The sequence below is a fragment of the Pseudoneobacillus rhizosphaerae genome, assembly GCF_917563885.1.
Classification (GTDB): Bacteria; Bacillota; Bacilli; order Bacillales; family Cytobacillaceae; genus Pseudoneobacillus; species Pseudoneobacillus rhizosphaerae.
In genome coordinates, this window is the sequence record NZ_CAKJTG010000002.1 from 106,628 (window position 1) to 127,639 (window position 21,012).

Genomic DNA, 21,012 nt, shown 5'->3' on the forward strand with positions numbered 1-21,012 from the left:
TGGCCAGCTGTCCCACGCTTTATTTTTTAAAAGAAATATTCAAATAATTCTTTCCCTAACGCTGTTAAGAAAATGTTCGCTAAGGCGATTGGCACTAGCACCTTCCAACCGAACTCCATTAAATGATCGGCACGTAAACGCGGGAAGGTTGCACGGAACCAAATGAATATAAACACAACCATACTAAATTTCAAGGCAAACCAAATGGCTCCTGGAATGAAACCTAAGAATGGTAACGGTAACCAGCCACCAAAGAATAAGATGGTCACTAATGCGGACATTGCAAACAAATATACATACTCCGAAAGCATGAAAAACGCCCAGCGGAAACCAGAATATTCGACATGGAATCCGGCAATCAGTTCTGATTCAGCTTCCACTAAGTCAAATGGCACACGGGTTAATTCAGCCGTTGCCGCAATTAAAAATACGAAAAAAGCAACTGGTTGCAAAAAGATAAACCAAGCCGTGTCAGCTTGTGCTGCAACGATATCATTTAAGTTCAAGCTTCCTGACAGTAAAATAATTCCTAATACTGACATAACAAGCGGGATCTCATAAGAAATCATTTGCGCCGCAGCACGCATACCCCCTAAAAGGGCATACTTATTGTTTGAAGCCCAACCAGCCGTGACAGCACCAATTGTTGTTAAACCTGAAATGGCAATATAATACAATAAACCAACGCCGATATCCGCAAATTGCAATTTATCGGTAAATGGTATGGTTGCTAATACCATAAACGATGGTGCAAAGGCAATAACTGGAGCAATTATAAATAAGGGCTTATCCGCTAATTTCGGAATGGTATCCTCTTTTAATAAAAGCTTCAGTACGTCAGCGGCTGTTTGTAATAAACCCCATTTCCCACCTAATTGGTTTGGACCCATACGGTTTTGCATGAAGCCTAATACTTTACGTTCTGCTAGAATCGCGTATGTTACGAATCCTAAAACAACTAGTAATAAAACCGTTCCTAATAAAAAGAAAATTCCAAAGTTTACGAGTCCTGGACTACTATGTAGCAATTCTTCCATCATTAGCCGTCAACCTCCCCAAGGACAATATCAATTGCCCCTAAAATGGCTATCAAGTTTGCAATATTTTCGCCCTTTAAAAGTTTAGGAAGAATTTGAAGGTTATAGAATGATGGTCTTCTGAACTTTAAGCGATACGGTTCCTTTTTGCCATCACTTGCAATATAACATCCGATTTCTCCACGTGGAGATTCAATTCTTACGAATGCTTCACCTTTAGGCGCTTTAATTATTTTTGGCACCTTCGCTAAAATTTCACCTTCAGCCGGGAATTGCTCCACTGCTTGCTCGACAATACGGAGCGATTGTTCGATTTCTTCCAGACGGACTTCGTAACGGCTTAAGCAATCGCCTGTTTCCCTAGTTACGACATCAAAGTCAAAACGATTGTAGATGGAATACGGCTCATCCTTGCGTAGATCCCATTTAACTCCTGTACAACGAAGGGTTGGTCCGCTCAATGAATATTGAATGGCTTCTTCCTTCGTATATTTCCCGACACCTTTAACACGGCTAAGGAAAATTTCATTCCCTGATACAAGATCATGATAACCTGCTAACTGTTCTCTCATATAAGGAATAAAGTCTCTTACCTTTTCAATCCAGCCTTCTGGAGCATCCCACTTGACGCCACCGACACGCATGTAGTTAAACGTTAAACGTGCACCACATAGCTCATTGATCAAGTTGATAATTGCTTCGCGTTCACGGAAGGCGTATAAAAACGGCGTTGTCGCTCCTAAGTCAAGCAAGTACGTTCCCCAACTGACAAGGTGACTAACAATTCGGCCAAGCTCCATCGCGATAACACGTAAATACTCGGCACGATCTGGAATTTCCAAGCCCATCATCGTTTCGACTGCATGGCAGAGGACATAATTATTCGTCATCGCCGAAATGTAATCCAAACGGTCTGTGTATGGGATAATTTGTGTGTATTGTAGGTCTTCAGCGAGCTTTTCTGTACCTCGATGCAAGTAGCCAATAACTGGTTTTGCCTCGATAATGGTTTCTCCGTCAATTTTTAAAATGATTCGAAAAACACCGTGTGTACTTGGATGCTGAGGTCCCATGTTTAGTAACATTTCTTCAGTACGTATCACGTTCTCTACACCTCCACATCATACTGCTCATAGTCTTTGCGTAGAGGGTAACCTACCCACTCTTCCCCTAACATAATTCGGTGTAGGTTCGGATGCCCTTCAAACTGGATGCCTAATAGATCATAGGCTTCACATTCAGCCCAATCCGCACCAGCCCACAATGGCATTATCGAGTGAATAACCGGTTGATCACGATCAATTTTTACCTTTAAGGCAACAGACTGGCGGTTTTTAAATGAGAATAAATGAACATAAACTTCCATATGGGTTTCAAAATCGGACCCATGGATTTCTGATAAATAATCAAATCCTAATTGCTCATTATACTTTAAAAACTCTGCAATTTTAAAGTATGTATCCTTCTTTACAACAAGCGTTGGGACATCTTTTGATAGTTTGTTAATATAGGATTCTTCTAATACTTCTGATCCTAAATGCTCTTCAATCACTTTGACATATTTATCTAAATACTGCTGGTTTGGTGAAGGTTTTGCTGGTGTTGCTTCAACGGCTGTTGCGCCTGCATCAGCTCCAGCAGCTTTTGCCTTAGCAGCAACAGCGGCAGCAGCTTTTGCCTTAGCAGCAGCGATGGCTTTCGCTTTTTCGTCGTCTCCAGCTGGAGCAGCGTCGCCTCCCTGTGCAGCTAACTTAGCTTTGGCAGCAGCGGCAGCTTTTGCTTTCGCAGCGGCAATCGCTTTTGCTTTTTCATCGTCTCCTGCTGGAGCAGCATTTCCACCTTGTGCGGCTAACTTAGCTTTGGCAGCAGCAGCAGCTTTTGCTTTCGCAGCGGCAATCGCTTTTGCTTTTTCATCGTCTCCTGCTGGTTCGCTTCCTTCAGTACCCTGTTGCTTTGCGAGTGCAGCGGCCTTTGCTTTTGCAGCAGCAGCGGCTTTAGCTTTCGCAGCGGCAGCAGCCTTCGCCTTTTCATCAGCACCTGCTGGTTCGCTTGCTGTTGGTACTTCTTCAGAAGAAACGTTTGCATTCACTGTTTCACTAGCTCCCGCATTCTGTTGTTTCGCCAGTGCAGCGGCCTTTGCTTTTGCGGCAGCAGCAGCTTTTGCTTTCGCCGCAGCGGCAGCTTTCGCCTTTTCGTCTGCAGGAGCAGCAGTTGGTTCAGGTGTGGTTACTTCTGTTTTTGGTGGCTCAACAGGAGCCTTTGGTGCTTCGGTCGCAACTTGACCTTGTTGTTTTGCTTGCAATTTGGCTAATGCTGCAGCCTTTGCTTTCGCGGCAGCTTCCTTTTTCAACTGATCTAAATCTTTTTCTCCACTCATGGATTAGATCACCTTCTTCCCAGTTTTAGCCTCGTAACGAATCTTTTCCCTTAACTTATTGATTCCATAAATTAAAGCAGCTGGATTCGGAGGACAGCCTGGTATATATACATCTACCGGTACAATTTGGTCCACGCCTTTAACAACTGAATAAGATTTCACGTATGGTCCACCTGCAGTCGCACATGAACCCATGGCAATAACCCATTTTGGTTCCGGCATTTGATCATACAAACGACGGAGAACTGGCGCCATTTTTTTCGTAACTGTACCAGATACAATCATACAATCGGATTGTCGCGGCGAGTTTCTGAAAATGGTTCCGAAACGGTCCAAGTCATAATGCGCTCCACCAGTACCCATCATCTCAATCGCACAACAAGCAAGACCAAAAGTCATCGGCCAAATCGAATTACTACTAGCCCACGCTTTGACCTGCTCTAATGTCGTCATAAAAACACTACGCTTGAGTTCTTCCAATTCACCTGGCGAAATGTTATCTAATTTTAAATCCATTTTAACACCTTCTTCTTCCATGCATAAACAAGACCAATGATGAGCATGAATACAAAAATTGTCATTTCAATAAGTGCAAAAATACCAAGATTATCGTACGCCACTGCCCACGGATATAAAAACACTGTTTCTACATCGAAAATAACAAACATTAGGGCAAAAATATAATAGCGGACATTAAACTGTACCCGAGAATCATGGAATGGTTCAATACCGCTTTCATATGTGGTGTACTTTGCCTCACTCGGCTTATAGGGGCGTAAAAGCTTACCTAAAAAAAGCGCCACCACAGGTAGAATAACCCCGAGACATAGGAACACAAACACAATCAGATAGTTATTCTGATAGAGATTCAAAAGCTCCATGTCATCCCCTCCAATGTTGTAAAATTTCTACTATTATAATTGTAACCGAATACAATTATATCATTGTTACATTTACGTGTCGACAAGGCTTGAACATATATTGGAATTTACCTTCGTTGAAAAACAAAGGTAATATTTATGAAAAAAACCAACGAGCCCCACTCGCTCATTTCCACCAATTCTATATCCCATCCCATTTACACCGTGCACTTTCCATTTAAAAACAAATCACCCAAACTGTCAGTGAGGTTTATCAACTTTAACATATTTTTTAAAAAAACTGGGTAATTTGTGACAAAATCTTTACGAACCATAGAATATCAGCGGGGTGATCTCAGGTAGAGGAGGCGTGACTTATGATGACCATTTTAAGTCTTTTGAGGTTCACGGGCACAAACTGGGTTCTTTTGTTATCGTACACCCGATTTTCGGAGGATTTTTTCATTCCGCGAAAAAAATATGACATCTTTTTAAGAAAAATTCGCTAATTTAGTTTCAATTACTTATCTTTTACTAACGTTCAATCTTTTTTCTAGTAAGAATATAATATTTCCTCATACATACAATAAAATCTTTCAGAAGATTTCACCGACTTTGGAGACTTATCACCGAGTGTTCCGATATATCACCGACTTTTCAGAACTTATCACCGAGTTTTCCGATATATCACCGACTTTTCAGAACTTATCACCGAGTTTCACGATATATCACCGACTTTTCAGAACTTATCACCGAGTTTCACGATATATCACCGTCCTTTCGAAACTTATCACCGATTTCCCAGATATATCACTGACTTTTTGAACCTTATCACCGGGATTCCCTATATATCACCGACCAATAGACTTTTTAACAAAAATTGCGCAAAGCTCACCATATTTTAATGAAAATTACCTCTTTTTAGTAAGATCTATTTCCAATTTCACAGTCTTTTCATTCAAAAAAACACCCCCAGCCACTACAGCTAAGGGTGTTTCACTAATCATATTAAAAATGTCTCTTCTCCACAATGGAAAGGCGATTGATTGCACGTTGAAGAGCAAGTTCAGCACGTTTAAAGTCAACGTTTGCTGCCTGAGCTTCACGCAAGCGTTGCTCGGCACGTTCTTTGGCACGTAAAGCACGCTCAGCATCAATATCGCTAGATTTTTCAGCAGACTGCGCTAAAATGGTCACTTTATCAGGGCGAACTTCTAAGAAACCGCCACTAACCGCAACCAAATCTTGCTGACTGCCATTTTTTAAACGAACGACACCAACTTGTAACGGTGCAACCATGGGAATGTGTCCAGGTAAGATTCCAAGCTCGCCGCTTAGAGCCTTTGTGCTGACCATTTCCACATCGGATTCATACACCGGGCCATCAGGAGTAACAACACTGACATTAATCGTCTTCATTTTTTACCCTCCTGGTCCGTAATTAAACCTCTACACCCATCGATTTAGCTTTTTCAATCACTTCTTCAATGCGTCCAACTAGACGGAATGCATCTTCTGGAAGGTGATCGTATTTACCATCAAGAATTTCCTTGAAGCCTTTAACCGTTTCTTTAACTGGTACGTAAGAACCTTTTTGACCAGTAAACTGCTCAGCAACGTGGAAGTTTTGAGATAGGTAGAACTGAACACGACGCGCACGGTGTACAACAAGTTTATCTTCATCACCAAGTTCATCCATACCAAGGATTGCGATGATATCTTGTAATTCTCTATAACGTTGTAACGTTTGCTGAACTTGACGAGACACTTTATAGTGCTCTTCACCAACGATATCAGGTGACAATGCACGAGAAGTCGAAGCAAGTGGATCCACCGCAGGGTAGATACCCATCTCAGAAAGCTTACGCTCAAGGTTTGTTGTTGCATCTAAGTGAGCGAATGTTGTTGCCGGAGCCGGATCCGTATAGTCATCGGCAGGAACGTAAATCGCTTGGATAGATGTAACAGAACCTACGTTAGTAGAAGTGATACGCTCTTGTAATTTACCCATTTCAGTAGCAAGAGTTGGTTGGTAACCTACCGCTGAAGGCATACGACCTAATAGGGCAGAAACCTCCGAACCTGCTTGCGTGAAACGGAAGATGTTATCCATGAAGAAAAGAACGTCTTGTCCTTGCTCATCACGGAAATATTCAGCCATAGTAAGACCAGTTAGAGCAACACGCATACGTGCTCCTGGTGGCTCGTTCATTTGTCCGAATACCATCGCTGTTTGCTTGATAACGCCAGAATCCGTCATCTCATGGTAAAGGTCATTTCCTTCACGAGTACGCTCACCAACACCAGCGAATACAGAAATACCGCTATGTTGTTGTGCGATGTTATTGATTAATTCCTGGATTAAAACCGTTTTACCTACACCGGCACCACCGAATAGACCAATTTTTCCACCTTTGATGTATGGAGCAAGTAAGTCTACTACTTTAATACCCGTTTCAAGAATTTCAACCTCAGTAGAAAGTTGATCAAATGTTGGAGCATCTCTGTGGATAGAATCGCGACGTTCTGTAGCAGGAATTTCTTCTGCTAAGTCAATCGTTTCACCTAATACGTTGAATACACGACCAAGTGTCACATTTCCTACAGGAACAGAAATTGGTTTACCTGTGTCAAGTGCTTCAATTCCACGAGTAACACCATCAGTAGAAGACATCGCAACAGTACGAACTGTATCATCACCTAAATGAAGGGCTACTTCAAGAGTTAAGTTGATGTCAACTTCTGATTCGTTACGCGCTTTATGATTAATTACTAATGCGTTATAGATATCTGGTAATTGACCGCTTTCGAACTTTACGTCAATAACCGGACCCATAACTTGAAGAACGCGTCCTTTGTTCATCGTTTTCCCTCCTAACGTACTACTTACGAAAAAGGCGAGAAGGAACCGCTTTGGTCCCTCTGCCTGAAGATTTTTTTTATAAAAACGCTTCGCGCCAACGCACCATGTACGAGCATTTCAGAGCAAACGCACCAAGCTTCCGCCATGCGAAAAACCCAATTTCGTCCTACTCTAAAGCCGATGCTCCACCAACGATTTCCGTAATTTCTTGCGTAATCGCTGCTTGACGTGCACGGTTGTAAACAAGGCTAAGGTTATTAATTAACTCTTTCGCGTTGTCTGTTGCATTTTTCATTGCCGTCATACGGGCAGCATGTTCAGACGCTTTACTATCTAGTAAAGCACCATAAATTAAGCTTTCCGCATACTGTGGCAAGAGAACTTCTAAGATCTCTTCCGCAGATGGTTCAAATTCATAAGATGTTAATTTCGAAGAGGAAGCTGCAATATCCGTTAAAGGAAGAAGCTTCTTCTCGGTCACATCCTGTTGAATCGCACTGACGTAATGACTGTAGTACATATATAATTCATCAAATGTTCCGTCTGCAAACATATTAACAGCCTTGCTAGCAATATCCTTAATGTCCGTAAAGCTTGGTTGATCCGCTACACCGACAATATCAAGGACAACGGACGCTCCTCGTTTAAGGAAGAAGTCACGTGCTACACGACCAATCGCAATGATAGCATATTCATCATTTGATTTATGACGTTGCTGAATCGTTTGGTAAACTTGGCGCAACACGTTACTGTTGTATGCTCCAGCTAAACCACGATCAGAAGTAATTACGATATATCCAGTTTTCTTCACAGGACGACTAACAAGCATCGGATGGTTTACATCCTTACTACCAAGCGCAATTGAAGCAGTTACTTCTTGAATTTTTTCCATGTAAGGGACGAATGATTTTGCATTCATAACTCCACGGTTCCATTTAGAAGCGGATACCATTTCCATCGCTTTTGTAATTTGGCTTGTCTTTTTCGTTGAAACAATCCGTGATTTTATATCGCGTAATGATGCCATAGGTTCTCACCACCCTTATCCAAAAATGTCAGTACCGAGCGCCTTTAACAGCGCTCGAATTTGTTAGACTTGTAAATGTAAATTACTCACTAACTGCAAACGTCTTTTTAAAGCCGTTAATAGCAGCTGCCATATCTTCGTCTTTCGGAAGATCTTTTGTACTTACAATATGGTCTAACAACGCTTTTTGGTTGTGGTCTAACCATGTTAAGAACTCAGCTTCAAAACGACGGATATCTTGTAATGGAATATCATCAAGGAATCCACGTGTTAATGCATATAGAATCGCAACTTGCTTTTCTACCTTAAGTGGCTTGTTTAGATCCTGCTTTAATACTTCAACTGTACGAGCTCCACGGTTAAGTTTTGCTTGTGTTGCTTTATCAAGGTCAGAACCGAACTGAGCGAATGCTTCAAGCTCACGGTAAGAAGCAAGGTCAAGACGTAATGTACCAGATACCTTCTTCATTGCTTTAATCTGTGCAGATCCACCTACACGGGATACAGAAAGACCAGCGTTGATAGCCGGACGTACACCGGAGAAGAATAAGTCAGATTGTAAGAAGATCTGTCCATCAGTAATAGAGATAACGTTTGTTGGAATGTATGCAGAAACGTCACCAGCTTGAGTTTCGATGAATGGAAGTGCAGTGATTGAACCAGCACCTAATGCATCACTAACTTTTGCTGCGCGCTCTAACAAACGGCTGTGTAGATAGAATACATCCCCTGGATATGCTTCACGACCTGGAGGACGGCGTAATAATAGTGAAAGCTCACGGTAAGCCGCAGCTTGTTTTGTTAAGTCATCATATACAACAAGAACGTGCTTGCCATCGTACATGAATTCTTCACCCATTGTTACCCCAGCATATGGTGCTAAGAATAGCATTGGAGCTGGTTGAGAAGCTGATGCTGTTACAACAATTGTGTACTCTAGTGCACCATTTCTACGTAACATTTCTACTGCGTTACGTACAGTAGATTCTTTTTGACCGATGGCTACATAAATACAAACCATGTTTTGGTCTTTTTGGTTTAAGATTGTATCGATCGCAACAGATGTTTTACCTGTTTGACGGTCACCGATAATTAACTCACGTTGTCCACGTCCGATTGGCACTAGCGCGTCAATCGCCTTGATACCAGTTTGAAGTGGTTCATGAACGGATTTACGAGCCATTACACCTGGTGCAAGTGCTTCGATTGGACGAGTTTTTGTTGTATTGATTGGACCCATTCCATCAACTGGTTGTCCTAGAGAGTTCACAACACGTCCGATTAACTCAGGACCAACTGGAACCTCCATGATACGACCTGTACGACGAACTTCGTCACCTTCTTTAATATCAGTGAAAGGACCAAGGATAATAATACCGACGTTATTTTCTTCCAGGTTTTGTGCCATACCCATAACGCCATTTGAAAATTCAACAAGTTCTCCAGCCATGACATTGTCGAGGCCATGAGCACGAGCGATACCGTCACCGACTTGGATAACCGTACCTACATCACTCACTTGAATTTCAGACTGATAGTTTTCGATTTGCTTTTTTATCAGCGCACTAATTTCTTCAGCATTGATGCTCATGAGTTTCACCCCTATCTTTCAGAATCTAAACTAACAAATTACGTTCTAAACGGTCTAGCTTACCACGTAAGCTGCCGTCAAAAATGCGATTACCGATACGTAGCTTAATGCCACCTAGAATATCAGTATCAACAATATTTTCTATACGAAGTGATTTTTTCCCAACCTTCGCGGCAAATGTAGCGGAAAGAGCATTTGTTTCTTCAGCCGTTAACGGACGAATGCTGTAAACTTTCGCTTCAGCAATCCCACGCTCATCATTAGCTAAATCGACAAAACGATCTACTACATCCGCAATTTGATCTTCGCGGTGGCGGTCAATTAAAATCATTAATGTGTTTAATACTAAAGGATTAAATGTTGCAAATGACCCCTTTACAATCTCCTTTTTCTTCTCAATCGTTACTTTAGGAGACTTTAAAACGGCATTTAAATCTTTTGAACTCGTTACTACATTTTTAACTACACGAAGTTCTTCTTCCATTTGATCCAGAAGATTGTTTTCCTTCGATAATTGGAAGAGAGCCAACGCATAGCGTTTTGCTACGGTGCTATTGCTCATCGGCCTTCTCCCGCCTCTTGAATATATTCAGAGATCAGCTTTTCTTGATCCGCTGCGTTTAATTCTTTTTCAATTACTTTAGAAGCAATTAATACAGATAATGAAGCAACTTGTTCACGAATAGCAGCAACGGCTTGTTGTTTATGCTGTTCGATTTCATTCTTAGCAGATTCTTTTATACGCTCTGACTCAGCACGAGCCGCAACGATAATTTCTTCTTTTTGAATGTCGCCTTGCTTTCTAGCATTTTCAATTAATTCTTGTCCTTCTTGACGAGCTTGCTTTAATAGTTCGCGTTGCTCAGCTAGTAGCTTGCTTGTTTCTTGACGGCTTTGTTCAGCCGCATTGATTTCGCCTGCTATATGCTCTTCACGTTGTTTCATGATGCCCATTAATGGACCCCATGCGAACTTCTTAAGCAATGCTAACAAGATAATGAACATAACAAGCTGGAACACAATGTCCCCGCCATTAATTCCACTGTGTGCAGTCTCAGCTGCGCCTAATACAAAATGGCTTGTTAACACTCTTTCGTTCACTCCCTTCAAGAGTCATTCCCTCATTTAAAGGTGAAAGCTATTAAGCCTTTCTCCATTAATTCGGGGGCTTTTATATCAATCTTGATTAATTTTTAAAGTTTAAGAATGTATAAATTTTGAACTTTGAAAATTGTCCAGCTCCAGCGCCCAGCGTCTAGTGGACTTCACTCGCGTTCCCTACGATAAGTCAACATCGAATCACAAAAAACGCGATTCGTGTTTCCTTTATCTCAGTCAGGAGAGCTCCAGTCCATACGCCGCTAAACGGGCGCTTGCGCTTTTCTTATAATAATGGACATAAAGCAATGGCGAAGTTTCTAATAGAGAGGCTTCGCCATTTGTGAAAAGGAAAAATTATTGACCTTGAACCATGAACGCGATAACAACCGCGATGATAGGAATCGCCTCAACTAACGCAACCCCGATGAACATTGTAGTTTGAAGCATACCACGAGCTTCTGGTTGACGAGCGATACCTTCAACTGTTTTAGATACGATAAGACCGTTACCAATACCTGCACCTAGTGCGGCTAAACCGATTGCAATTGCTGCTGCTATAAGACCCATTTTTTGTTTCCTCCTTAAAATGTATAAAAATATTGTTTTATTTTTTTGTTCATAGAATGAACAGGGTTTATATTAATGGTCTTGGCTCACTTTATGTGCCAAATATACCATTGTTAACATCGTGAAAATAAATGCTTGGATTGCGCCAACAAAGACTGAGAATCCTTGCCAAACTAACATTGGTAGCGCTGCGGCTAAATGTCCACCTACACCAGTTGCAAGACTTCCTGCAAGAAGTGTTAGTAGGATTTCCCCCGCATAAATATTACCGTAAAGACGAAGTCCTAACGTTAAGGTATTTGCGAATTCTTCAATAATTTTCAATGGGAACATGAACGACATCGGTTTAAAAAACTCTTTACCGTATGCGCTTGCACCCTTAAGCTTTACACCATAATAATGTGATAAGCCGACAACCATAACTGCTAATGTTAATGTGATGGTTGGGTCTGCTGTTGGTGATTTCCACAGCAAGTTTCCGTCAACAACGACAGAAAACGGTAGACCTAGCATATTGGAAACAAAAATATACATTAACAATGTAATTCCTAGTACGTGGAATCTTCCCCCGTCTTTCCAATCCATCGTGCTATTAATCATGTTTTTGACAAAATCCATAATCCATTCAAAAAAGTTTTGAATTCCAGTCGGTTTCATTGCTAATGTTCGAGTGGATAGAACGGCAATAATGAACACAATCAAACTTGCAATTGTAATCATTAAGACATTTCCTAGATTAAATGTTAAGCCTAAAAACTCTTTCAAATAAGCTCCGTGATGCAACAGTATTCACCTCTCTTCCCCGCTAGTTACGTAAATGAAAAGATTGTTTAAAAAAATCTATCATAATGACGATATAGGATGTCATTAATCCCAAAACAGTACTGATGAGATGGAGGTCGTCTGGATACTCAAGCACAACAATCACAGCAAATGCTGCTGTTGCAAATCTTGAAAATGTACCGAGCGAACGAACCTTCTTCCCTTGTAAAACAGCATTCTCAAATTTTTCAGATTTCCTTACCATTAACCAGAGATTAAACAAGCTAAGGCTTGTTCCAAAAATTAGCCCTAAAAAGACGGCCTTGTAATCGGTAAAACCCCAGCCGAGTACATAAACCGATAACAGTAAAAATATGTATTTGCGTTGACGCTGATACATCGCCTTTATTTCTGGCATAATTGATTAATCTCCTGAGAAGTGTTGGATTAGGCGTAGCATGGCATAAACTCCAGCACTTAGTCCGAACAGTAAACCTATAATTAAAAAAAGGGGGACTGTTCCGAAATAATCGTCTAGCCATCTGCCTACAAAAATACCAAATAGAATAGAGCCGACTAGCTGTGCAGTTATAGCGGACATTAGAGCCATTGCTTTGTACGGGCGGCGATTGTGTTGGTTCATCCTTCACACACCCTAACTTTTTGAGAATGAGAAATTGGGCCAAGAGGTACTTTAAAATGATTATGCAAACGTGGGAAATATGGTTGCATAAGTTTATGAAAACCCTAACATTTTATGCCCTAAGTAAGCATACAATAGGCAATTGTCAATGTCAATCCATTTGCAGTGAAAATGTTCACAATCTATTCACGTTATTTCCCACGTTTTGAACCCAATTTCCTAGGGGATTTCCCAACTGTTTTTTACCACTACTATCTCCTTTACATCCCCACTTTTCTCCGCTTAAAATTAGAGCCCTCCCCTTTTTGAATATCCAGCATCATTTCGACCATATCTTCTTTACCTGCCTTCTTTGCAAAAATTTTCGCCACATAAACCCCACTATTGGGTACCGCCTTTAACGAGATCTCTTTTTCCAAATACCCCTTCCCTATGTTCCTCCCCGAATCCAAATATCCGATAAATCGATAATCCTCAGGATTGAATAAGGCAATTCCAAATTCATCTGCCCCTCCTGGTAAATACACCTGATATCTTAATGTCTCTCCATTATCACCGCGAGCGATTTCAAAGCCCATCACTCTTGGGTAATCTGGTTCCTCTAATACATAAATAAACGGTATGTGAATTTTTTGCGAGTTGGCATTTACATAAAGGAATCCGTCTTGGATTTTTTCTGAAAAAGTAGTCGGGTCCACCTCAAGCTGTATTTGGACTTGTCGTGCCTCTCCTGGTTTTAGTGTGAAGGACATCGGCAAGTGCCAATTCATGCCGTTTATTTTTTTTGGAATATCAAAGCTGTACTTCACCGTTTTGCTGCTCACATTTTCTACTTTTAGCTTAGCGAGATGCTCATGATTGTGATCTTTTATGGCGAATTTTCCAAATTGCAACGAGCCTGGTGAAATGAGCGATTCCGCTTTAACGGCCTCCTCCATCTGAATGCGACCAGCACCTTGTTCGTAGGTTCGGTATTGAACACCACTCGTTGACTGAATAGGAAGCGCATGATTCATGATGGCGGCTTTAATTTGTAATGGTGACCACTCTGGATGCGCTTGTTTAATGAGAGCACAAGCTCCTGCCACATGAGGTGCCGCCATACTTGTCCCTTGTAACGACAAATATCCACCTGGAACCGTACTTTGAATTGCTACCCCAGGAGCCAGAATATCAGGTTTGATTTCCCAAGTTCTCGTCACCGGACCTCTCGAGCTAAATGGTGCTAACACATCCTGTTCTGTTTCTTCAATAATCCGAATATGCTGCGGACTTTTTTCGAGCTGGCGAACGATTTGATCTCCAGCCTTTTTCGAAATAGAGGCTACCGGGAGACCGACATCGACTTGAAGGTTTCCAACAAAGCTTCCTTCGGTATTGTTAAAAATAATGACGCCAACCGCCCCCGCTTGCTGCGCGTGAATCGCTTTTTCGGTAAACGTTAATTCGCCTCGCTGGATTAACGCAATTTTCCCGTTCACATTCGTCAGTTGATCCTTTTTCCCAATCCCGCCGTAAGCAATCTCCTGAGATCTGTCCTGCACCCATCGATCTGCCCCAACCATCGGCTCGAGGCGAATTTTTTCCCGACTTCCTTCTATTATAATATACGGAATTTTCAGATTAGGAGTAGAGGCCCCAACCGAGATTGCTTTCGAGGCGGTTCCTGGTGAGCCAACTGTCCATTTATTAGGTCCTGAATTCCCTGAAGAGGTTACGGCTACAATTCCTAGGTCTGTTAATTTATTGAGCGCCAAACTAATCGGTAAGTCCGGACCATTGATCGAGTTCCCAAGTGAAAGATTAACGATATCCACTTTATCTTTAGCTGCTTGGTCGATAGCCGCAAGTACTTGCTCCGTCGTTCCACTGCCGCCGGGACCAAGCGCCCGATACGCAATGATTTTAGCCTCAGGCGCAACCCCCTTCATCTTTCCGTTTGCCGCAATAATTCCCGCCACATGCGTACCATGTAAAGTCGGTGTCCCTTGCTGTGCTTTTGTTTCCATTGGATCCTTGTCATTATCGACTAAATCGTGACCCCCACCATAGTTTTTGCTTAAGTCAGGGTGAGAATAATCGACCCCTGTATCAATTACTCCAACCGTTACCCCTCTACCCGTCAGGCGGTTATCATTTTTATCGAAAATCCCTCTTACTTTCTCTCCACCAATCAGCTTGATGTTTTCGGGACCGTTTGGGTTGTAGCGTTGGGACGGTGGAGCTTCTGATGTTTCGGACTTTCTCTTCCAATGTGCCGGTTGCTCCTCCACTTTGTAAGTTTGCACCTGCGATATGTTAATAATTTCGTGATGTCCCCGAAGCTTTTCAATTTGATTTTTTGGACCTTTTACAGAAAAACCTTGGAGAACCTCAGTAAATATGTATCTTAATTTCAAATCAGAGTTCGGCTGTAACAGCTTTACGATGTCAGAGTGTGGGAGGTTCTTTTTTAATAAAATAATTGCTACCTGCTCTGAATCGAACGCCTCCTTTGGGATGGGAGGATGAATGAGTCGACTTCCACTCATCGTATTTGTTTGAAAAATAAACATGACGATAGCCGTCAAAATAATAATCCGCTTCACCCAAATACCCCCTCTTTTTACCTTTCAGTTTGTGTTTTGGAGTGGGAGAGTATGCGGGAGAAGATGAAATTGTGCGATTTGCTTTGTTTTGTTAGTTTTGGGGAGTTTTGATGGTACTAAAAAAAGCGCATGTCACCATCCAAGATGATGCCATGCACTCACATTGTTTACATATACTCCTCAGGACGCTCGTCCAGCTGCTTAAAGTAATAGCGAATTGCTTCACAAATTCGTTTCGAAGCATTCCCGTCCCCATACGGGTTAGCCGCTTTCGCCATTTTTTCATAGGCATTGCGGTCAGTAAGCAATTCCGTTGCCATCGAGTAAATCGTTTCTTCATCGACACCCGCAAGCTTCAACGTACCAGCAGCAATTCCTTCTGGGCGCTCGGTTGTGTCACGAAGCACTAATACAGGAACCCCAAGGGATGGCGCTTCTTCTTGCACTCCGCCGGAATCGGTTAAAATTAAATAAGCACGAGATGCAAAGTTGTGGAAGTCAATCACATCTAATGGTTCAATTAACTGAATGCGAGGGTCATCGCCCAAAATTTCTGCAGCGATTTCACGAACGACCGGGTTAAGGTGAACAGGATAAACAACCTGCACATCTGGTTGCTCTTCCACAATTCGTTTAATTGCACGGAACATATTGCGCATAGGCTCGCCTAAATTTTCGCGACGATGTGCGGTTAATAGGATCAGGCGGTCGGTACCAATTTTATCAAGAACCTCATGTTGATATTCATTCTTTACAGTCGTTTTAAGCGCATCAATTGCCGTATTTCCTGTAATAAAAATGTTTTCATTTTGCTTGTTTTCTTTTAGTAGATTTTCAGCTGACATAGCAGTTGGAGAAAAATGCAAATCGGCTAGCACACCTGTAAGCTGGCGGTTCATTTCCTCAGGGAATGGTGAATATTTATTCCACGTGCGTAAACCTGCTTCGACATGACCGACGACAATTTGATTATAATAAGCCGCTAAGCTCCCAATGAAAGTTGTAGATGTATCACCATGAACGAGAACGATATCAGGCTTTACGTCCTTCATCACTTTATCCAAACCTTCAAGCCCACGCGTTGTTACGTCGATCAACGTTTGGCGGTCCTTCATAATATTCAAGTCATAATCTGGGGTGATTTCAAAAATATGTAATACTTGGTCAAGCATTTGACGATGCTGCGCCGTAACGGTCACAATCGATTCAAAATGCTCGGGATGCTTATTTAATTCCAAAACAAGTGGAGCCATTTTAATCGCTTCAGGTCTTGTCCCAAAAATGGTCATGACTTTAATCGGTCTCTCCAAAACGAACACCTCTTTATGTAGTTTAAGCGGCTTGCCAATTATGACAAACCGCTTGAATCATTTTATTCTACTTTGTACCAAACAAACGGTCACCAGCATCCCCAAGTCCAGGAACAATATAACCATGTTCGTTTAACTTTTCATCTAAAGCAGCGATATAAATATCCACATCTGGGTGAGCTTGCTCAACAGCCGCTACCCCTTCAGGTGCTGCAATTAAACACATAAATTTGATATGCTTCGCGCCACGACTTTTTAATGAATGAATCGCAGCAATTGCGGAACCACCTGTTGCCAACATTGGATCGACAACAATGAATTCTCTTTCCTCGACATCGCTTGGAAGCTTCACATAATATTCAACCGGCAATAGAGTTTCTGGGTCACGATATAATCCAATATGACCAACCTTTGCAGCTGGAATTAATTTTAAAACTCCGTCTACCATACCAATTCCAGCACGTAGAATCGGGATAATGCCTAGCTTTTTACCAGATAGTACCTTTGATTTCGTTTCGCTTACAGGAGTTTCAATCGTAATGTCCTCTAATGTCATATCACGAGTGATTTCAAAAGCCATCAAAGTTGCAACTTCATCAACAAGTTCGCGGAACTCCTTTGTCCCCGTATGTTTGTCGCGGATGTATGTAAGCTTGTGTTGAATCAATGGATGATCAAAAACATAAACCTTCGCCACTGTCATCGCCCCTTTTCTTTTATCCAATAATAGAATTTGTGTCAACCTGCCAATATATGTATCAAAAAATACGAACCACACACTTCGTCTAATTCTACAAAAAAACTCCCAGCAGTTCAACTACAAACTCCAAAGAGCTACGCTTTTACACTTTAAAGTACATGGGGACTGTCCCCCGGTACGGTTATGCGGTGAAGGATTGAGGGACAGTCCCCAAGTAATTTAACGCGGTAACGTAATTTTGGATGTACGTATATTATTTCATCTCATTGCCTCCTTCTTTCATAATCCCCAATAAACGAATTACTTACTTATCAAAATTGCTAAATGGGATGATCATTGCATTTATAGGACCCAACCCTCGCGAAGCTAATTCGAGTTAAAATCGCATACATTTAAACCCTTTTACAACAAAACCCCGGTAACCAACCAAACCAACCCCAAAAATACAAATATAGTTTCTAAATTGACGGGAAATAGACCAAAAAAAGTCTGCCCTCAAATTAAGGACAGACCACTTTTATTATTTCTCTGGATATAAAGTAAATTTGCTCGTTAAGTCAGCTACACGCTGTTTTGATTTTTCCAATGTTGCTTCGTCTTCGTGGTTTTTCAACGTGTCAGCAATAATTGAAGCGATAGCTTCCATTTCTTCTACGCCGAAGCCACGTGATGTAACGGCAGCGGTTCCGATGCGGATTCCACTTGTCACGAATGGGCTTGCTGGGTCAAATGGAATCGTATTTTTATTAACGGTAATTCCAACCTCATCCAGTACCTTTTCCGCAACTTTACCAGTTAAGTTTAAGCTACGTGTGTCTACCAACAATAAGTGGTTGTCCGTACCATCTGAAACAAGTTGAATGCCTTCTTTTTTCAGACCTTCAGCTAAATGGTGGGCATTCTCGACGACTTTTTTCGCATAGTCTTTAAAATCATCTTGAAGTGCTTCACCAAATGCTACTGCTTTCGCTGAAATCACGTGCATTAATGGTCCACCTTGGATTCCAGGGAAAATCGATTTATCAATTTTCTTTGCCCATTCTTCTTTACAAAGAATTAATCCACCGCGTGGTCCACGAAGGGTTTTATGTGTAGTGGACGTTACGAAGTCAGCATATGGAACTGGATTCATATGTATACCTGCTGCAACTAGACCAGCAATATGCGCCATATCGACCATTAAATATGCGCCAACTTCATCAGCGATCTCACGGAACTTAGCAAAATCAATCGCACGAGGGTAAGCACTAGCACCGGCTACGATTAATTTCGGCTTATGTTCAACCGCTTTTGCACGAACATCTTCATAATTAATACGATGTGTCACTTCATCGACACCATATTCCACAAAGTTATATTGAATTCCACTGAAGTTAACAGGGCTACCATGTGTTAAATGACCGCCGTGGGAAAGGTTCATCCCTAGAACGGTATCGCCTTGCTCTAAGATCGTGAAATAAACGGCCATATTTGCTTGAGCGCCAGAATGTGGTTGGACATTCGCATGCTCTGCCCCAAAGATTTTCTTTGCGCGATCTCTAGCTAAATTCTCCGTCACATCGACGAACTCACAGCCACCATAATAACGTTTGCCTGGGTAGCCTTCTGCATACTTGTTTGTTAAAACAGAGCCTTGTGCCTCCATTACCGCTTCACTAACAAAGTTTTCGGAAGCGATCAACTCGATGTTTCCACGCTGTCTACCAAGTTCTTTCTGAATCGATGCATAAAGTTCCGGATCTTGTTGTTCTAAATGCTTCATGTTTATCCCCCTTTGTATTATGTATTTATTGTAGCTATTTTTCGAAAATTGCCAATACTATTTTAACATGAATCTCTTATTTAAAGAAGGAAGTAAGTCACTGGATGGAAGATGATTTACTCAGAACGCTCTCAAAATCTTATGTACAGCTATTATTCTCACTCTTTTTCTCATAAACAGCCCTTGCTCCACCAATTAATTTCGGTCGCATCTTCGCTAAAGTCACATGCGCCTCCCCAATCAATTTCACTGAAGTCCGAACTGGAACAGCCACATGCTTCATATGCATCCCAATTAACGTATCGCCAATATCAATACCCGCATCCGCTTTAATAAACTCAACGACGACAGGGTTTTGAAAATGCTCGTACGCAAAAGTGGCCATCGCTCCCCCAGCGCTTCGAGCGGGTACGACAGCTACTTCTTCTAAGCCTTTTTCCTCTAACGTCGATCTTTCCACGACAAGTGCTCGGTTTAAATGCTCACAGCATTGAAAAGCCAATTGGACTCCCGTTTTTTCTCTTAGCGCTTGAAGCTTTTGAAAAATCATTTCAGCCACCTCAAGCGATCCTGCTGTGCCGATTTTCTTCCCGATAACCTCACTCGTGCTGCAGCCAATCACGAGGATATTTTTTTTCGATAAAGTTGTCTGTTCTAAAAATTCATCTAAGATGGTCTGCAAATTTTGTGCCCAAACTTCGATTGATTGAGACAAGTTGCTTCCCCCTTATAGGTTGTTTTCTTCAATGTCGGTAATTTTGCCAACACGGGTAGCATGACGACCGCCTTCAAATTCCGTTGTGAGCCAGATTTTCGCAATATCACGAGCAAGTCCTGGGCCAATGACGCGTTCACCCATCGCTAAAATATTGGTGTCATTATGCTGGCGAGTTGCTCTTGCACTAAAGGTATCATGGGCAAGTGCACAGCGAATCCCCTTCACCTTATTGGCAGCGATACTCATGCCAATTCCCGTTCCACAGATTAAAATTCCACGATCAAATTCACCGTTGGCTACCTTTTGTGCCACTGGCAATGCGTAATCAGGGTAATCAACAGACGTTTCGCAATCACATCCGAAATCCTCAAATTCGATACCCATATCCTTTAATAAACCTTTAATTTCTTCGCGAATCTTTAATCCACCATGATCTGAAGCAATAGCGACTTTCATTTTAAAATTACCTCCTCTATTTTTCTTTTAGTTTCTCAATTAGTTTATCTATTGATGCGACTAAATCGTGAAAAGTATCCCGATAGACATCTTTATTTCCACCATAAGGGTCAAACACATCTAGCCCGCCATCGCCAGCGAATTCCTTTAAGGTGAAGGTTTTCCCACTAGCCTGAGGGAAATTATGCAAAATCGTATTTCGATGAGTTGCTGTCATTGTGAATATGTGAGTAGCCCAGTCAACATCTTGCCCCGTTAACATACGTGAACAATGCTCGTGGTCGATTCCATTTTCGGATAAAACCGACTGCGCATGTCTAGAAGCCTGCATCCCATCCATCGCATAAACACCTGCCGACCTCACCTCCACATTCGGCCACTGCTTACTCCTCAAAATCGCCTCCGCCATCGGACTACGGCAAGTATTCCCCGTACAAACAAACAAAACACGCACCACCAAAGCAGCCCCCTCCTCCTTCTCCATATCCTTCCCCCATTATAAAATAAAACAAACCAATATGCACATTTACACAATTGCACATCACCACTTTAAAGCAGTCGGGGACTGTCCCGCATTCCGTTAACGCAGTAAAGCATCGGGGGACAGTCCCCGACTCCTTTAACGCACAAAAGCGCCGGGGGACTGTCCC

At 41.9% G+C, this 21,012-nt stretch carries 22 protein-coding genes; all 22 read right to left on the bottom strand.

Annotated elements, in window-relative coordinates:
* Nucleotides 1–26 precede the first annotated feature (26 nt).
* Nucleotides 27–1,040, bottom strand: coding sequence for an NADH-quinone oxidoreductase subunit NuoH (gene nuoH, locus LRP83_RS01755; protein WP_230494948.1), 1,014 nt, complete (start codon nt 1,038–1,040; stop codon nt 27–29).
* Nucleotides 1,040–2,140, bottom strand: a complete 1,101-nt coding sequence (locus LRP83_RS01760; protein WP_230494949.1) for an NADH-quinone oxidoreductase subunit D — start codon at nt 2,138–2,140, stop codon at nt 1,040–1,042. Before LRP83_RS01760 ends, nuoH begins: the two co-directional genes overlap by 1 nt.
* A gap of 5 nt (nt 2,141–2,145) precedes the next feature.
* Complete coding sequence (locus LRP83_RS01765) at nt 2,146–3,414, bottom strand: NADH-quinone oxidoreductase subunit C (RefSeq protein ID WP_230494950.1); 1,269 nt, start codon at nt 3,412–3,414, stop codon at nt 2,146–2,148.
* A gap of 3 nt (nt 3,415–3,417) precedes the next feature.
* Nucleotides 3,418–3,930, bottom strand: a complete 513-nt coding sequence (locus LRP83_RS01770; RefSeq protein ID WP_230494951.1) for a NuoB/complex I 20 kDa subunit family protein — start codon at nt 3,928–3,930, stop codon at nt 3,418–3,420.
* Entirely contained in the window at nt 3,921–4,295 is a 375-nt protein-coding gene (locus LRP83_RS01775) for an NADH-quinone oxidoreductase subunit A (RefSeq protein ID WP_230494952.1), read from the bottom strand. The genes LRP83_RS01770 and LRP83_RS01775 overlap by 10 nt, the downstream gene beginning before the upstream one ends.
* Nucleotides 4,296–5,282: 987 nt before the next feature.
* Nucleotides 5,283–5,693, bottom strand: coding sequence for a F0F1 ATP synthase subunit epsilon (locus LRP83_RS01780; protein ID WP_230494953.1), 411 nt, complete (start codon nt 5,691–5,693; stop codon nt 5,283–5,285).
* Nucleotides 5,694–5,715: 22 nt separating this feature from the next.
* The gene (gene atpD / locus LRP83_RS01785) at nt 5,716–7,137 is read right to left on the bottom strand and encodes a F0F1 ATP synthase subunit beta (RefSeq protein WP_230494954.1); all 1,422 of its coding nucleotides are present in this window, start codon (nt 7,135–7,137) and stop codon (nt 5,716–5,718) included.
* Nucleotides 7,138–7,303: 166 nt separating this feature from the next.
* Entirely contained in the window at nt 7,304–8,164 is an 861-nt protein-coding gene (atpG, locus tag LRP83_RS01790; protein ID WP_230494955.1) for an ATP synthase F1 subunit gamma, read from the bottom strand.
* An 82-nt stretch (nt 8,165–8,246) separates the two neighbouring features.
* Nucleotides 8,247–9,755 (bottom strand): F0F1 ATP synthase subunit alpha, encoded by a 1,509-nt coding sequence (gene atpA / locus LRP83_RS01795; protein ID WP_230494956.1) that lies wholly within the window; start codon nt 9,753–9,755, stop codon nt 8,247–8,249.
* Between the two features lie 25 nt (nt 9,756–9,780).
* Complete coding sequence (locus LRP83_RS01800) at nt 9,781–10,317, bottom strand: F0F1 ATP synthase subunit delta (RefSeq protein ID WP_230494957.1); 537 nt, start codon at nt 10,315–10,317, stop codon at nt 9,781–9,783.
* Complete coding sequence (atpF, locus tag LRP83_RS01805) at nt 10,314–10,844, bottom strand: F0F1 ATP synthase subunit B (protein WP_230495083.1); 531 nt, start codon at nt 10,842–10,844, stop codon at nt 10,314–10,316. Before atpF ends, LRP83_RS01800 begins: the two co-directional genes overlap by 4 nt.
* 366 nt (nt 10,845–11,210) lie before the next feature.
* The gene (gene atpE / locus LRP83_RS01810) at nt 11,211–11,423 is read right to left on the bottom strand and encodes a F0F1 ATP synthase subunit C (protein ID WP_059171849.1); all 213 of its coding nucleotides are present in this window, start codon (nt 11,421–11,423) and stop codon (nt 11,211–11,213) included.
* 72 nt (nt 11,424–11,495) lie between these two features.
* A complete protein-coding gene (atpB, locus tag LRP83_RS01815; protein ID WP_230494958.1) occupies nt 11,496–12,206 on the bottom strand; it encodes a F0F1 ATP synthase subunit A in 711 nt (236 codons plus the stop codon).
* A 22-nt stretch (nt 12,207–12,228) separates the two neighbouring features.
* Nucleotides 12,229–12,603 carry an ATP synthase subunit I gene (locus LRP83_RS01820; protein ID WP_230494959.1) on the bottom strand — a complete coding sequence of 125 codons (375 nt, stop codon included), beginning with the start codon at nt 12,601–12,603 and terminating at the stop codon, nt 12,229–12,231.
* A gap of 6 nt (nt 12,604–12,609) precedes the next feature.
* Nucleotides 12,610–12,828: an AtpZ/AtpI family protein gene (locus LRP83_RS01825; RefSeq protein ID WP_230494960.1), complete on the bottom strand. Its 219-nt coding sequence runs from the start codon at nt 12,826–12,828 to the stop codon at nt 12,610–12,612.
* 260 nt (nt 12,829–13,088) lie between these two features.
* Nucleotides 13,089–15,416: a S8 family serine peptidase gene (locus LRP83_RS01830; RefSeq protein WP_290369474.1), complete on the bottom strand. Its 2,328-nt coding sequence runs from the start codon at nt 15,414–15,416 to the stop codon at nt 13,089–13,091.
* 167 nt (nt 15,417–15,583) lie between these two features.
* Entirely contained in the window at nt 15,584–16,726 is a 1,143-nt protein-coding gene (wecB, locus tag LRP83_RS01835; protein WP_290369475.1) for a non-hydrolyzing UDP-N-acetylglucosamine 2-epimerase, read from the bottom strand.
* A 67-nt stretch (nt 16,727–16,793) separates the two neighbouring features.
* The gene (gene upp, locus LRP83_RS01840) at nt 16,794–17,423 is read right to left on the bottom strand and encodes a uracil phosphoribosyltransferase (RefSeq protein WP_230495086.1); all 630 of its coding nucleotides are present in this window, start codon (nt 17,421–17,423) and stop codon (nt 16,794–16,796) included.
* A 523-nt stretch (nt 17,424–17,946) separates the two neighbouring features.
* Nucleotides 17,947–19,188, bottom strand: a complete 1,242-nt coding sequence (gene glyA / locus LRP83_RS01845) for a serine hydroxymethyltransferase (RefSeq protein WP_230494961.1) — start codon at nt 19,186–19,188, stop codon at nt 17,947–17,949.
* A 139-nt stretch (nt 19,189–19,327) separates the two neighbouring features.
* Nucleotides 19,328–19,903: a TIGR01440 family protein gene (locus tag LRP83_RS01850; RefSeq protein ID WP_230494962.1), complete on the bottom strand. Its 576-nt coding sequence runs from the start codon at nt 19,901–19,903 to the stop codon at nt 19,328–19,330.
* Between the two features lie 12 nt (nt 19,904–19,915).
* Complete coding sequence (gene rpiB, locus LRP83_RS01855; protein ID WP_230494963.1) at nt 19,916–20,362, bottom strand: ribose 5-phosphate isomerase B; 447 nt, start codon at nt 20,360–20,362, stop codon at nt 19,916–19,918.
* A 16-nt stretch (nt 20,363–20,378) separates the two neighbouring features.
* Complete coding sequence (locus tag LRP83_RS01860) at nt 20,379–20,846, bottom strand: low molecular weight protein arginine phosphatase (RefSeq protein WP_230494964.1); 468 nt, start codon at nt 20,844–20,846, stop codon at nt 20,379–20,381.
* Nucleotides 20,847–21,012 lie beyond the last annotated feature (166 nt).

Coding starts and splice junctions, on each gene's coding strand:
- nuoH (WP_230494948.1), bottom strand. CDS start 1,040: ATGATGGAAGAATTGCTACATAGTAGTCCAGGACTCGTAAACTTTGGA.
- LRP83_RS01765 (WP_230494950.1), bottom strand. CDS start 3,414: ATGAGTGGAGAAAAAGATTTAGATCAGTTGAAAAAGGAAGCTGCCGCG.
- LRP83_RS01770 (WP_230494951.1), bottom strand. CDS start 3,930: ATGGATTTAAAATTAGATAACATTTCGCCAGGTGAATTGGAAGAACTC.
- LRP83_RS01775 (WP_230494952.1), bottom strand. CDS start 4,295: ATGGAGCTTTTGAATCTCTATCAGAATAACTATCTGATTGTGTTTGTG.
- LRP83_RS01780 (WP_230494953.1), bottom strand. CDS start 5,693: ATGAAGACGATTAATGTCAGTGTTGTTACTCCTGATGGCCCGGTGTAT.
- atpD (WP_230494954.1), bottom strand. CDS start 7,137: ATGAACAAAGGACGCGTTCTTCAAGTTATGGGTCCGGTTATTGACGTA.
- atpG (WP_230494955.1), bottom strand. CDS start 8,164: ATGGCATCATTACGCGATATAAAATCACGGATTGTTTCAACGAAAAAG.
- atpA (WP_230494956.1), bottom strand. CDS start 9,755: ATGAGCATCAATGCTGAAGAAATTAGTGCGCTGATAAAAAAGCAAATC.
- LRP83_RS01800 (WP_230494957.1), bottom strand. CDS start 10,317: ATGAGCAATAGCACCGTAGCAAAACGCTATGCGTTGGCTCTCTTCCAA.
- atpE (WP_059171849.1), bottom strand. CDS start 11,423: ATGGGTCTTATAGCAGCAGCAATTGCAATCGGTTTAGCCGCACTAGGT.
- LRP83_RS01820 (WP_230494959.1), bottom strand. CDS start 12,603: ATGCCAGAAATAAAGGCGATGTATCAGCGTCAACGCAAATACATATTT.
- LRP83_RS01825 (WP_230494960.1), bottom strand. CDS start 12,828: ATGAACCAACACAATCGCCGCCCGTACAAAGCAATGGCTCTAATGTCC.
- glyA (WP_230494961.1), bottom strand. CDS start 19,188: ATGAAGCATTTAGAACAACAAGATCCGGAACTTTATGCATCGATTCAG.
- rpiB (WP_230494963.1), bottom strand. CDS start 20,362: ATGAAAGTCGCTATTGCTTCAGATCATGGTGGATTAAAGATTCGCGAA.
- LRP83_RS01860 (WP_230494964.1), bottom strand. CDS start 20,846: ATGGAGAAGGAGGAGGGGGCTGCTTTGGTGGTGCGTGTTTTGTTTGTT.